At 42.4% G+C, this 14,020-nt stretch carries 13 protein-coding genes; 8 read left to right on the top strand and 5 right to left on the bottom strand.

The genetic code is table 11. The features are described 5' to 3' along the window. The first annotated feature begins 3 nt into the window (after positions 1–3). A complete protein-coding gene (locus BCU94_RS07030; protein ID WP_102475985.1) occupies positions 4–2,145 on the top strand; it encodes a cache domain-containing protein in 2,142 nt (713 codons plus the stop codon). A gap of 401 nt (positions 2,146–2,546) precedes the next feature. On the opposite strand, the gene BCU94_RS07025 is transcribed toward BCU94_RS07030, so the two are convergent. Continuing rightward, positions 2,547–3,005 carry a GNAT family N-acetyltransferase gene (locus BCU94_RS07025; protein WP_102475984.1) on the bottom strand — a complete coding sequence of 153 codons (459 nt, stop codon included), beginning with the start codon at positions 3,003–3,005 and terminating at the stop codon, positions 2,547–2,549. Positions 3,006–3,184: 179 nt separating this feature from the next. After that, positions 3,185–3,850 (bottom strand): 7-cyano-7-deazaguanine/7-aminomethyl-7-deazaguanine transporter, encoded by a 666-nt coding sequence (locus tag BCU94_RS07020; protein ID WP_102475983.1) that lies wholly within the window; start codon positions 3,848–3,850, stop codon positions 3,185–3,187. Positions 3,851–4,287: 437 nt separating this feature from the next. Here BCU94_RS07020 and BCU94_RS07015 point away from each other — a divergent pair, with 437 nt between their 5' ends. Beyond that, positions 4,288–4,743, top strand: coding sequence for a hypothetical protein (locus BCU94_RS07015; protein WP_102439347.1), 456 nt, complete (start codon positions 4,288–4,290; stop codon positions 4,741–4,743). A gap of 115 nt (positions 4,744–4,858) precedes the next feature. Here the strand turns inward: BCU94_RS07015 and BCU94_RS07010 are convergent, their stop codons facing one another. Beyond that, the gene (locus BCU94_RS07010; RefSeq protein WP_102439440.1) at positions 4,859–6,160 is read right to left on the bottom strand and encodes an isochorismate synthase; all 1,302 of its coding nucleotides are present in this window, start codon (positions 6,158–6,160) and stop codon (positions 4,859–4,861) included. A 401-nt stretch (positions 6,161–6,561) separates the two neighbouring features. On the opposite strand from BCU94_RS07010, the gene BCU94_RS07005 reads away from it, so the two are divergent. The 3 genes from BCU94_RS07005 (at position 6,562) to BCU94_RS06995 (ending at position 8,725) form a co-directional block, all read left to right on the top strand. Then, positions 6,562–7,740, top strand: coding sequence for an HD-GYP domain-containing protein (locus BCU94_RS07005; protein WP_102439348.1), 1,179 nt, complete (start codon positions 6,562–6,564; stop codon positions 7,738–7,740). Between the two features lie 32 nt (positions 7,741–7,772). Continuing rightward, a complete protein-coding gene (locus BCU94_RS07000) occupies positions 7,773–8,414 on the top strand; it encodes a paraquat-inducible protein A (protein ID WP_102475982.1) in 642 nt (213 codons plus the stop codon). Between the two features lie 92 nt (positions 8,415–8,506). Further along, positions 8,507–8,725, top strand: a complete 219-nt coding sequence (locus BCU94_RS06995) for a hypothetical protein (RefSeq protein WP_102439350.1) — start codon at positions 8,507–8,509, stop codon at positions 8,723–8,725. A gap of 39 nt (positions 8,726–8,764) precedes the next feature. Here the strand turns inward: BCU94_RS06995 and BCU94_RS06990 are convergent, their stop codons facing one another. Beyond that, positions 8,765–9,706 carry a putative sulfate exporter family transporter gene (locus tag BCU94_RS06990; protein WP_102475981.1) on the bottom strand — a complete coding sequence of 314 codons (942 nt, stop codon included), beginning with the start codon at positions 9,704–9,706 and terminating at the stop codon, positions 8,765–8,767. A gap of 286 nt (positions 9,707–9,992) precedes the next feature. On the opposite strand from BCU94_RS06990, the gene dmeF reads away from it, so the two are divergent. Together dmeF and BCU94_RS06980 are read left to right on the top strand one after the other, a co-directional pair. Continuing rightward, positions 9,993–10,991: a CDF family Co(II)/Ni(II) efflux transporter DmeF gene (gene dmeF, locus BCU94_RS06985; RefSeq protein WP_102475980.1), complete on the top strand. Its 999-nt coding sequence runs from the start codon at positions 9,993–9,995 to the stop codon at positions 10,989–10,991. After that, positions 10,991–11,407, top strand: a complete 417-nt coding sequence (locus tag BCU94_RS06980) for a MarR family transcriptional regulator (RefSeq protein WP_102439355.1) — start codon at positions 10,991–10,993, stop codon at positions 11,405–11,407. The genes dmeF and BCU94_RS06980 overlap by 1 nt, the downstream gene beginning before the upstream one ends. A 173-nt stretch (positions 11,408–11,580) precedes the next feature. Here BCU94_RS06980 and BCU94_RS06975 read toward each other — a convergent pair whose 3' ends face one another. Beyond that, positions 11,581–12,093: a malate synthase gene (locus tag BCU94_RS06975; protein WP_241901072.1), complete on the bottom strand. Its 513-nt coding sequence runs from the start codon at positions 12,091–12,093 to the stop codon at positions 11,581–11,583. A 202-nt stretch (positions 12,094–12,295) separates the two neighbouring features. Here BCU94_RS06975 and BCU94_RS06970 point away from each other — a divergent pair, with 202 nt between their 5' ends. Beyond that, complete coding sequence (locus BCU94_RS06970) at positions 12,296–13,828, top strand: DUF3612 domain-containing protein (protein ID WP_102475979.1); 1,533 nt, start codon at positions 12,296–12,298, stop codon at positions 13,826–13,828. The last annotated feature ends 192 nt before the right edge of the window (positions 13,829–14,020 follow it).

Here is a 14,020-nt window from a genome sequence, read left to right as displayed (position 1 = left end):
ATCGTGTCGGTATTTAGTCAAATATTTGGAGTCAGCTGGCAGCAAATGCAGGCCAAAGTGCGTTATCGGATTTTAATCCTGACATTGCTGCCCATCTTACTGACCCTGATAAGCCTAGTGTTCATTACCATTTACTGGAATATCAGTTATACCGGTAAACAGTTGTTTATGAAGGTTAAGGCTGATTTGACTGTGGCCACCAATACCCTTGAAGAGGTTCAGCGACAACAAGAAATTCAATTGCTCAATGTGAGTCAATCATGGGACTTTCAGAATGCCTTCCAGCAAATCAAGCAGGGCGACTCATCCCAGATAGACAAAATTAATCAATACCTGGAACAACAAAAGCAGTTTTTACAACTTGATATATTAAGGCTAATCAAAGTTGAGCAAGCCGCGGCCGATCCCGATTTGCGGATAATGTTACCCAAAATCCAACAGCAACAACCCTTGTCTGGTTTGATGGTGTTATCAGCCAAGCGTTTGGCTCGTCTCGACCCCGATTTAGCCAGTATCGCCCGCATTCCTATATCGGCTACTTTAAGGGCGCAAGAGCCCACCAAAAGTGAAGAAACACGTGGCATGTTAAGCCGGAGTTTATTGCCCATATTAAATGAAAATGGCCAAGTGAATTGGTATCTCGATGGTGGGATTTTATTTAATCGCAACACGGTTATAGTCGATCATATTCGAGACTTGGTGTACGACGAGGGCACCTTGCCTGAGCGCTCAATTGGTACTGTGACTATTTTTCTTGATAATGCCCGCATTAGTACCAATGTGCCTATGGATCTATTTTCGACCCATGAAACAGCGAGCCAATCGAGGGCATTAGGCACCTTAGTGTCAGAAGATGTGCGCCAGAGAGTCTTGGTTGAAGGGGAGTCGTGGGTTGACCGTGCCTTTGTATTAAATGACTGGTTTATTTCAGGCTACTCACCCCTTAAAGATATTCGTGGTAAACGTATTGGGATGATTTATTCAGGTTTTTCTGAGTCGCCTTTTATACACACCTATATTCTCAATATCCTCGAGCTTGGCACCATTTTAATGCTGGTGTTGTTGGTGTCTGGTTTCTTGGTTTATCGAGGGGCTAATAGCTTACTTGAGCCCATTGAGCGCATTCATCATGTGGTAAAAGCGGTGCAGTCAGGCCGAGACTTACGTATCGGCGAGCTGGGATTAGAGCATGATAATGAGCTATCTAATTTGGCTGAGCAATTTGACCACATGCTGGACTTACTGCAGCGGCGTAATAACCAAATTCAGCTAGCGGCAGAGCAGCTTGAAGTGAAAGTGGAGCAACGTACCCGTAGCTTGCAAGATAAAACCGAAGAGCTGCAACGTAACGTGGCCTTGCTAAATGAAACAAGACATCAACTGGTCACCAATGAAAAGTTAACCGCCTTAGGGGAGCTTACAGCCGGTATTGCCCATGAAATTAATAATCCTACCGCGGTAATTTTAGGCAATATGGAACTAATGAAGTATGAGCTTGGCAGTAAGGCTGTTGCTGTTGAAGAAGAAATTGAACTGGTTATTCAGCAGGTAGGTAGAATAAGCACCATTATTCGCAGCTTGTTGCAGTACAGTCGCCCCGGTGAGTTTAATGCGCCGCTTGAAATGCACCCAGTGCAACCGATGATCGAAGAAATGTTAGTACTGGTTAGGCACTCGATTGAAAAGCAAGAAGTCGAACTCATCAAAGATATTAATACCCAATGCACGGTACAAGTGAATCAGCCGCAAATCTTACAAGTGCTCATTAACCTAGTGGTTAACGCTGCCCACGCCATTGAAAATAAAGGCCGAATTTGGGTCAGAGCCAATGATTGGCTTGAAAATGACGAGGTTGTCGGGGTAAAAATTGAAGTGGAAGACGAAGGCATGGGGATTAAACCTGAGCGCTTAAGCCGTATCTTCGACCCTTTTTACACTACCCGTAAAGACGGTACAGGCTTAGGCTTATCGCTCAGTTACGGCATTATTAAGCGCATTGGTGGCACCATTGAGGTGAAGTCGACCTTAGGTAAAGGTACGGTATTTACTATCGGGCTTTATCATAAGGCGAAAGAAGAACAGGAAAATAATCCCTATGATGGACTGCATTTTGAAGATAATAGCCGCGTAGATACTGACGCTTAGCTGTTTATCGTATTAGCTGCTTATAGCGTTAGTTGCATATGACATTGAATATGGATTGTTATAAGCAGTGACGACTAGATAGTCTGCGTTAGTTTCTTGGTTTGGGATTAATAGTGTAATTGAGTCAATCGCAGATAAAAAAAAGCCAGGTGATGAGCCTGGCCACTAAGAGTGTATGAGCAATGTCGTGCTTGCAGACTCAGAGGGTATTAATAGGAGATGAAGCTATTAATAAGAACTGAGTTTTGGAACGCAGATAAATAGTAATCATTATCATTTAGATTTGCAACTTGTTGGTGAAATTATTTTCAACTTTACAAACCCTTTACAAATGCTCTGCAAGCTCTTTGGGGTAGTCGACTAACTTTTATCGTTCAAATCGACACTGTCTATCTTGGTTGTTAAGCTAATTCTTTATGCAAAAACAACTTGTTATCTGCCGAGTCAGTGGCTGATTCAACCTGCGTAATGTGGTATTGGTTAGTAACCAACATCGTCAGCATGGCGTTAAATTGGTTGCGAGTTTTAACTTCAAGGCGTTGATAACCTTGCTCTGTCGCCCACTTTTCTTGGTACTCGAGCATAGATTTTGCTAAACCAAGTTGCCTGAAATCAGCATCAACTCCGCCAAGCCAGCTGTAAAAACGCTGATTATCGAGCTGATATCCTATTTTAAACCCAGCAAGTTCACCTTCAACATAAGCTAATAAAATCAAACAAGCTTGATTGTCTAATTTGCTATGTAATGATTCGACAGTTTGAGCGCGATCGAGTTCGTTAATGCGGGCACTGATAGCGGCAATATGAATAGCCACCTCAGCACTTAGCTCAGTATGAGCTTCAATTTGGATAGTTAGCATGTAAGGTTTACTTTTGGTTGGGCCATGCCGCCTCAATATCAGAACGGCTGATATTGAGCTGACAACAGCAAAAATATGGCCGCATATTAACTCATCGTACCAGTTAATAATGCGGCATAGCTTAAAAACTCACTAGAAAGTGTGCTTTGTCAGCAGTGACTCGCGGTGATTTAGTAACATTAGAGCGCAGTCGAGGTGCGGGTTGTATCAGATAAAACCAACCTATCGGTGAGCACTTTCAGTAATACCCCATATGCAGGTAAAAATAACCCTAAGCTAACCATAAGTTTAAAGGCGTAATCGACAGTGGCTATTTCAGGCCAGTGATTTGCCATAAATGGGTCTGAAGAGGCGTAAAATGCAATACTGAAAAACACGACAGTATCAACCAAGTTACCAAATAGAGTCGATGCGGCAGGGGCTACCCACCAGGCTTTAGCTTTACGCAATTTAGCAAATACAGTGATATCCATTAACTGTCCGACTAAGTAAGCCACAAAGCTGGCAAGTGCGATACGGAACACAAATTGATTCCACTGGGCTAATGAATCAGCGCCTTGGAAAACCCCTTGATGGAAAATCACTCCCATGACATAGGAGATCACCAATGCAGGTAACATGGCTTTGAAAATAATACTGCGAGCCGCTTGTTGGCCAAATATTCTGACGGTTAAATCTGTGGCTAAATAGACAAAGGGAAAGCTAAACGCACCCCAAGTGGTGTGGTAACCAAAAATCTGAAACGGGAGTTGTACCAAATAGTTGCTTGCGCAAATAATGATGATATGAAAACTGACAAGAAACATCAGTGCACGGCGACATTGCGCCTGAGAGAGCATTAACATGTTATGGCCTTTTTTATTGGGTTAGACGGGGTGAGGGAACCCGTATATGCATGTACTTGGCGTTGCTGATTATAATATTTTAGCTGACTTTCACTTGCTCAAAGAGTTTATTGAGTGGTGTCATTTTCGCCAAGGAGGACGCATTATAGTGAGCAAAAAATAAGATGCAACCATCGCGCGACATTTTTCGACCGATTTTGATAATAATACTCTGGTTAGTTCTATCAATAATCAATTTAATGGCCAATATTGATGCTCGTAACGCGGTATTTTATGATTATTCATAAAAGCGAAAAAGCACTTTTGTTGTACGGCTATCGGTTTGCGTTTCAGCTAAATTAGCGAAGCGTTAATTTGACATTGATTTTTAGTGACAAACAGAGATACTATCCAGCGTAAGTACATGAAGTGCTTATTAATTATAAAGGGAACTTTGAATGGTAAAAATTTTATTTGTATTACTCACTAGCAGCTTTGCATTACTCACTAGTAGTACAGTCCAGGCGGAAGACGTTGCTTCGCCCTCGAGTTTTACTGTGGGGGCTGGATACCAATATGGTGGCGTTTTAGGGGCTCGGTATCATTTTCAACATGACAGTCATGTTTTCTCGGCGGCATTAGGATTAGTCGGTGGTGCTTTGGGCTATCAGTATTTTGTTGATGAGAGTCAGTCACACTCATTTGGATTAAGTTTAGGAAGCGAAGCGCTAACCAGTGAAGATGGTTTCGCAGTCATCAACTATGAGTATTATCCCAGTGGCTTTGCTCAAAGTGGTTGGCAATTCGGTGTTAGCGCAGGTCTACGCCGTGAAGATGAAGGTGGCTCTTTTGGAGATCATGGCGATACAAAAACAGATCCTGCCGCTATGATATCAGTGGGCTATAAATTTTAATCATTCATGTTTTAGCGTTATTTTTATAGCGAAAACAAAGTGTTGAAATGATTACCTTAATAGTAAAAATTCCAGTGACGCACTGGGGTTTTGTCTATTTTGGTAATGTTAAAGCTTATAACTCAACCAAAATGGATAAAATAGTGGTGAGTTTATTTTCTAATTCTTGCCATTCAGCCAGTGGATCTGAACCGGCAACAATCCCCGCGCCAGCAAACAGATTAATTCGCCCTGGTTCAATTAAGGCGCAGCGAATGGCCACAGAAAACTCACTCTCGTACTTATTTAAATAACCACATGCGCCCGCATACCAGCCGCGATTATAGCCTTCACGTTGACGGATAAAGTTTAATGCTGATTCTCGCGGTAACCCGCCCACGGCAGGGGTTGGGTGTAAACCTTGAAGTAATTGAAAGTCATTAACACCGGCTTTTAATTCAGCGCGAATAGAGCGGTGTAAGTGCTGAATATGAGTTAATTTAAAAATTTTGGCAGACTCATCCGCACCAACGTAATGGCTTAATGGCGTGAGTACATCAACAATTTGCTGCCTAACCAGTTGGTTTTCATTGCTGTTTTTACTGTCTTCTAGTAGCTGATTGGCAAGAAAATCATCTTCTTCTTGGTTTAAACCACGCACAGTCGTTCCGGCAAGGGCTTCGGTAAATAACTCTTTTTGGCGGCGTAAGTATAAACGCTCAGGCGAGCATGAAATAAAGGTGCGCTCAGGGCTAAATTGAAACCCAAATTGAAAGCTGTTGGGATTGCGCCCTTGCCAGCAGGCTAATACCATCCAAGGATCGACCACATCATTAATTTCTAACTGAGTTTGGCGCGATAGCACCACTTTAGGGGTGGTGGCATTAAATTTAGGGTTAGTCACTTGCTCAACCAATTCTTTCCAGCGTGGGTAATTTGGCAAGTCACTGCGGCCCATTAAAGGCAGTTTATTAGGTGGTGACAATGGTTTGGCTGGTTTGAGCTGATTGATGGCTTCAATGGCCGCATTACACTCATCATCTTGACTATTATCTTCAAAATTTAAATTTACTAAAATTTTGATGATGTTGTCATGACGGCGCAGTTCTATGCGAGGCAGTACAAAGCGAGTGCGGCCAAATTCAGGCCAGCATTCTACGGTGCGGTCAAAGGCGACGCCGCCGTAGTAGCGAATATCTTGATTACTGCTTTTTCCACGCTGGGATTGGTAAATCGATGCCAGTAGCTCGTCATTAATTTCTTGTTCTTGCTTGAAGTCTTTGCAGGCGCCTACAGCGGCCACTTCTTCTTGTTTGTCACGGGCATGCCAATATATGCGTGGATATTGAGTTTGCGCCCCTAACCAAGATAATAACGGCAAGGATTTAGCTTCTACTGAGACCTGCACAATCGGCTCTTTGACGTGAGCCAACTTCATAGCGTGTAACTTTTTGATTAACTCGTTAAAGTGCTCAAAAAAAATATGACCAGCCAATGCAGACTCCAGAGTCAATATCTCAAATAATTGAAATGAAAAAGCGTAAAAGGATTTATATGAATTATGCCTTAAGTTAGTTAAGGGTTCAAAAACTGTCAATCTTCAGGCATCGATGCTGTGATCATAATGGCTTATATCATCAGTTACTAGGCTGTTTTTAAACTTACTTATCATTGGCTGCGTTATTTTTACATGAGCTTACACTTTGCTATATTTATTTTAGTTAATTTTGCTTAAAAAGGATAAAATGCATTTTAAATAATTACATGTCGGGCACATAAAACTCAACATGTTAGCAATTATTTACATGATATTAAGGTTTTTAGGAGAGGTCCCCATCAATGACGGTATTACCTGAGTCCCAAGACATTATCCGTATTCCGGTAGAGCGCTTAAGTCTGGGGATGTTTGTGGTGGCGATTGATCGCAATGATAGCAAAGTGGCGATTAGTAATGCTGGGCAGATCAAGCATAAAGACGCCATGGTAAAGCTTGCCAAAGCCGGTATTAAAACCGTATGGGTTGATGTTGAGCGTTCAGCTGATGGCTGCGGTTTAAAGAAAAAGCCCAATTCCCCACTGGTAAAAAAGATAACCAACACCCGAGAATATAAACAAACTCAAGCTAAAAAAATCCTCACTGAAGCAAAAACATTAGTGCGTAAAGTCTTGTCTGAAACCTATCAAGGCAAGGCTGTCGAGGTGGCTCCTTTTGAAGATGTTGCCGACAAAATGCTCGAGTCGGTGATGGATGATGCCGATGCACTTAGGTGTGTATCAGCATTAAGAACCAAAGACGCTTATTTGCTTGAGCATTCAGTTAACGTGGCATTTTTGCTAGTGACCTTTGGTAAGCACCTAGGTCTTGATGCCTCACTGCTTAAAGAGCTTGCTGTGGGTGGGATCTTGCATGATATTGGCAAGGTGCAAGTGGATAACAAAATACTCAACAAGCCAGGAAAATTAACGGCAGAAGAGTTTGAACTGATTAAGATGCATCAGGTGTATGCCATCGACATCATGAGTGATACCCAAGAGATATCTCAGGTGAGTAAAGATGTGTGTTTGATGCACCATGAAAAGCTTGATGGCAAAGGTTACCCCAAAGGCCTTAAAGGCGACGAGATCCCGCAACATGGGCGTATGAGTTGTATTGTGGATATTTATGATGCACTTACCGCGACCCGCTGCTACAAAGAAGCCATGAGCCCAGCTGCTGCATTTAAAATTTTAATGAGTTTGACCCCGTTCCATCTTGATCAAACTTTGGTGTACGAATTTATCCGCTGTGTGGGCATTTACCCTGTGGGCTCGTTGGTGCAATTGTCTGATGAACGTGTGGGCATTGTATGGGAGTCAACAGGCAGAGATGCGTTACATCCAGTGGTAAAATGCTTTTATTCACAAAAGCATCAGCGCTATACCGAAGTCACCTTAGTTGATTTACGCAAATGTAACCTCAATATTGACCGCGGTGTATCGCCACGGTCATTAGCTGTGGACCCAAGCCCTTTTTATTAGCCAATACCAATCTCAATACCATGGAGTTGTAGATGAAGTCGCTACTGAGCATTGTTGTGATAATCCTGTCGCTGGCGCTATTAATTCCCGGGGTGACTCAACCCATTTTGACCATCCAAGGCTCCATCGAAAAGTCGGAGTTAGTTGAAGCCGGCGTGACCATGTTTACCGAAAGCTTATCTGAAGATAACCGCAGTAATGCCCGCAGTATGCTGGATATGGCGGTGAGTATGCTCGGCTTTGATAATATTGAAGGAGAGGTAGAGGTTTTTTATAAAACCCGCAGTATTGTTGATACCGTCAATGAGTTATATCAATCCAATAATATTTTAGTTGCAGCATTAGTGGGTTTATTCAGTATCGTTTTTCCGGCGATTAAGTTACTGACTATGTTGATGGTCAATCTGCCAATATTTAAGCCGTTGCAATATGGATTAATGAGATTCATTGGTGCGATTGGAAAGTGGTCAATGGCAGATGTATTTGTGGTGGCGCTAATCATAGTTTATATTGCGGGCAATGCTTCTGCCGGTATGGGCGAACTATTGACAACCACTGCCCACTTTGAAATAGGCTTTTATTATTTTAGTGCTTATTGTGTGTTTTCAATTGCCAGTCATTGGTTAATGGCCAGTAGCGTTAACAAGCGTCATACCAGTAAACCGTCGCGTTAATTGTATAACATAGTAAAAATAGATATTGGCGGCTTAAACGGACAGTTCCGATAATAACCTTTCATATTCAGAAAGGTTGTTATCTCATTATTATGTTTCGGCTGCTAAATTCAAAAATCATTAAAGCCTGCGCGATAGTTTGCCTGTGCATTATTGCCATTGTTGCCTCGGTGCAAACAACGGGTTTAACCCGCGCTGTGATTGAGCTACTAGCATTTAGTGGCCTGATTGCACTGGCGTTAGCTAAACCTGATATTCAGCAAGAACAGTCAGAGGTTATTAAGCAGCAGAATAACCAACAAGACCTTTAACAGCATTTCGCGCAGACATTGCCGCAACAGCTACTCAAGTTAATCTCCCGTCAATAAAATATACCCAAGTGATGTACTGCCAATCGCCAGCCATAATATGATCCCCAACATTAACGGTTTTGGCCCATTAGCGCGCATTTTACTGACCGTGATACCAGCGCCAATTAAAAACAAACACACAATAAGCAACTGCTTGGATACGCTAAACAGCACGTTATAAACGGGCTGGCCTTGTGGAATAAAGTAAGCAATAAGAATGGCTAAGCAATAAAAGCCAATAAAATACGGGATAGATATTTTTGATTTATCACCGTCAAAAATTATTGCACTCAATAACGCGATAGGAATGATCCAAAGCGCTCTAGCCAGTTTAATGGTGGTGGCGGTTTTAAGGGCTTCATCACCATAAGCAGAGGCGGCGCCAACCACAGATGAAGTATCGTGAATGGCAATCGCACTCCAAACACCAAAATCATATTGGCTAAGTGATAACGCATGGCCAATGGTGGGAAATAAAAATAATGCAGCAGAGTTGAGTAGGAAAATACATGCCAGTGAAACCGCAATTTGATCGTTCTTAGCATTAATAGCAGGCGCGACTGCGGCTATCGCGCTACCGCCACAAATCGCTGTGCCGCAACTGATTAAATGGCCCGTCTTAACTTCTAATTTCATTAATCGGGTTAAACCAATGCCGAGCATGAGTGTAAAAAAAATAGAGCCGACGATTAAGCCAAGATTATGACTACTGGCAGCAAGCGCTTCAGGTAAATTAATTCCAAAACCTAAACCAACAATTGAATAGGCTAATAACTTTTTAGTGAGCTTATTTAAGTCAATATGGCTTGGCACCATGCCAATACTGGCAAGGGTGAAACCCATTAGCAAGGCAACAGGAGAAGAGATAACAGGCGTTAAGCAAACTAAGCCAACAACAATAAATAGCCACAGTTTAAAGCGCGAAGAAAAAGCAGTTGTCATGAGGCTTTGATGATCTCTGAAATTAAATGTTGCAGCGGTTTATGGCGAACTCTTGTGACAGCCGTCACCAAGTCTGCCCGCAGCGTCGATGCTTGAGTGTAACAACTAGATTGCCATGGCACGATTAAATTGAACTGAAAGTTTTTAATTATGCTGCATTTCAACGGCTACCTGTTGTTAATCGCCGCTAAAATCACAGCTTTATTGTTCACGAGTATATTGACATTGCTTGATGGTCAAAATACTATTTATGACAAATAGTTTGATTCTCAAACAAAGGTGGCTTTTGAAATTTTTAAATCAACATCATCATCAATTTAGTTCGTTGCACAATACAGGTGAGAAGCGCACCTTGTATGTGTTGATCTTAACCGTTACCGCTATGGTGGTAGAAATTGTCGCCGGTACGATGTACGGTTCAATGGCATTACTAGCCGATGGTTGGCACATGGGCACACATGCTGCGGCGTTTTGTATCACCTTATTTACTTATCGCTATGCTAGAAAACATGCTGGCAGTGATAAATTTTCCTTTGGTACTGGCAAGGTCAGTGTATTAGGTGGTTACACCAGTGCGATAGTGCTTGGGGTAGTGGCGTTATTGATGATGGCAGAGTCGATTCACCGTCTGTTTAACCCGCAAAATATTCAATTTAATGAAGCGATTATGGTGGCCTTTATTGGTTTGGCGGTAAATGTTGTCAGCATGTTCTTGCTTGGCGATCATCATCATGGCCATGATCATTCCCACGGGCATGCTCATTCCGATAGCCACTCACATCATCATTCACATCAGCACTCACATAACCATTCCCGCGATGAAACCGCGCAAGCAGAACATCAGCATGATCACCAACATAAGCCGCATCACGATCACAACTTAAGGGCGGCATATTTACATGTGTTAGCCGATGCATTGACCTCAGTACTGGCTATTGTGGCGCTTATTTTTGGTAAGTTTTATGGCTGGAACTGGCTTGATGCGGTAATGGGTATGGTGGGCGCTGTGGTGATTTGTAAGTGGACCTTAGGGCTATTAAAGCAAACTAGCCCAGTGTTACTGGATGAAAATATTGATCAGCATTATCGTCAGGCGATAACACAAGCATTACAGCCCTTTGCCAGCATCAAAGATATGCATATATGGAAAATCAGTGGCGATCATTACTCGGCGGCTATCATTCTTGAGTCTCATGTTGATAAAAGCATTGCTGAATACAAACAATTATTGGCGAATTTTGATAAAATTAATCATCTCACCCTTGAGGTTCATCCTGTTAAATAATGAAAAATCTACAAAACCTAAATCACTTACTAACTGAATTTTACGACAAGATGGCTTCTTGGGAGCAATCGGTGGTAAAAGAAACCGGCTATTCACTGGCGCAAACCCATACCATTGAAGTGTTGGGCAATCATGGTCCTTTACGCATGAAGGAGTTGGCGCAAAAGCTGGCGATAACCACTGGCACCTTAACTGTTCAGGTGGATAAATTAGTCCAAGCTCAGCTAATTGAACGCTGCGCTCACCCCGATGATAGACGTTCGATAGTGGTGGTGTTAACAGAAGCCGGGCAAGTGATTCATCGCCAGCATAATCAATTACATTTAGATTTAGTGGCTGACTTGAGCCGCAATATCGACCCAGAACATCTACAGGTTTTACAAAGCTGCTTAGCAAAGATGAACCAAGAGTTTTAGGGTTTACTTAACTCTGGCATAGCTCTAAACTCGGTGTGGCTTGAATCTGGCTTAAAGCTTGAGTTTAGTTTTAGTACAAATGCCAGCAATAAAAAAGTCCAAGCTGTATGAATACAGCTTGGACTTTTTTAATGGGCTATTTTTGCTATCTTAAGCGATATAGAGAGTAACAATTAACGCTGATGCATAGCGTAGTCACTGCCATCTTTGGCGGTAAACACTTTGCAGTTACCTTCAGTTGGTAAACAACGTGAATGCAGCATGCTTACCCATTGCTTGTAAGGTGTCGGTAAATTCTTAATCGGCAGTGCCACTTGAATATCTTCAATATGCGCTGGGTCGTTAGCACCCAGTTCACCGTTTCGGTCAAAGCTCACTTCAACATGGGTATCGTTATTTTTTAACACGATAGATGTTGGGTCGCTTTTATGACCAGTTAACGCCACAAATTGACAAGGATTTTGCAATCCACATTGGCTGCCATCTTTCATAAATGCTAGCAGATGAGTGTAGTAAATCACGTAGCTACTTACATCGGCATGAGTCCCGCTAGCCAATGGAAAGTTATTATCTAAAAATATTTTCGCGTTGGTGATTTTATCTGCATTAGTGCTGGTGGCCACAATTTGTTCTTCAATGAAGCTGTTAAGGTCGTGAGCGGCTGTGTTGTGGTTCATAGTAGTCATAATCATAACCTTATCCTCTTCGTTTGATGTCGGCACTTGCTGGTTGTTTTCAGCAATTAATGCCCTGCGTACTGGTTTAACATTTACTGGCTTAAACGGGTTTTGTTAAAACAAACACTGTTTCCCGATTGCTTAATTTGTAGTCTAGTGTATTTTTCACTACAATTTCACAATAAAAATTTTACACTGTGAATTTTACAAAATGCGCAATGATCAAAGCTTGATGAGAAAGTCACATTTCCTTGGCACTAAGATTCGTAATTTACGTAAACGCAATCACCTGACCATGGAAGATTTATCCGCTCGATGTATTCGAGTGGATTCCAGTTCGGCGCCGTCAGTGTCGTACCTTTCGATGATAGAGCGCGGTAAACGTGTCCCCAGTGCAGGAATGCTGGCCGTGATCGCAACCGTGTTTCAAAAAGATGTGGAATGGTTTTTAGATGACATGCCAGAAGAGCAGTCAATCACCCCTGAAAAAGGCCGTCATGGCGGTGTTAGCGGCATGCCGCTTGAGCCTAGTTTCTTATTTTCAAATGATATATTGCAAATTGCCATTCCAGAAATGTTATCGCAAACAGGTACATCAGGCAGGCAATTTGCCCAGTTACTTATTCGCGCCCATCAAGAGCATCATCAAAATCACTTCCCAGATTTAGAACGAGCCGCTGAAGATATTGGTAAAAAACAACTGCCTCTAGCGGCTGAAGAAATGCTTAATATCGCTAAAAGTATGGGGCTTAAAATCAAGTGGATTGATGAAATCCCCACAGAAGTGATCGATGAAACTGGCGCAAGTTCAGCCCGATTAACCACCTCATTTTTTGAGCCGCCAGCGACGATTTATATTAATAAAGCCCTGAAAGCCAATGTACCGCGATTAAAATATGACTTGGCGGTGCATATTGGCCATTGTGTTTTACACAATAAAGATGGCCTTAAAAGTGTGATGACCTCAGGGCGTCGGGTAGAAATTGATGATGACAGCTCAATGCAATCAAATACCCTTAATGCTCAAGATATTTTGCATGCATGGCGTGATTTTGAATCGAGCTTTTTTGCTGGCGCTTTATTATGTCCCAAGGTGCCATTTAGACAATTACTCGACCGTCATGGCTATGAAATTGCGGTACATAAACAACTGCAAGTGTCAGCATCAGTGGCAATGCGCCGCATGACGGTAGTGTCACCTTATCCACACTGGCATTACTTTGATGCCTATGCGCCAGGAAAGCTAAAAGCGGTTTATCGTGGCAATGGTATTCCACTGCCGTGGGGCAATATGCGCATTGTTGAAGATCCATGTCATCACTGGGCAGTGTTTAGAAAAATTAATGAACCTAGCACTGATGGCACCTCGGCGCAGATCTCGATTTTAAATGTCGGTAACGAGCCGCGAATTTATTGCTGTGAATCCATTAAAGTTGATGATTCTGCAGGCAATCCACATGTGCTATGTGCGGGCATTGATCTCAACCCTGCCATTGAAGCCCAAGGCAAGGATGCAAAATCCATTACCGCCGATTTAAAGAAAGCCTGTGTTGATAATGGCGGTTTGGTGGCCATTCCAAAACACATCAAAGCTGATTTAACCAGTGTGGCTAAAATTCTGAATATCAATTGGATTGAGCGCGGCATAGACAATGATGCTCGGGTGATTTGCTCTCGCGGCGCCGTGTGTCCACGCCAGCCAAGCTGCTACGCTGCGGGTAAAGCCTTGTGTGAAGAAAGCTAGCGCTGTTGTTAATAGGCGTCAAATTCTCTGCAAAGGGCAATTTGACCGCTTTAGCTAGCACTTGCAGATTCACTTGAGTGATAAATCAATTAGGTGACTGTTTACAAATACTTTTGTTCTGATACTTTTGTTCTGATATTGTTGTTAACCTTGAATTTTGGAGAGTTAATAGCGTTTTAATGCAAAACGACT

Source organism: Shewanella sp. 10N.286.52.C2 (genome assembly GCF_002874545.1).
Lineage (GTDB): Bacteria > Pseudomonadota > Gammaproteobacteria > Enterobacterales > Shewanellaceae > Shewanella.
The sequence above is the reverse complement of the archived record's forward strand: the minus strand, read 5'-3'. Positions and strand labels throughout refer to the sequence as shown.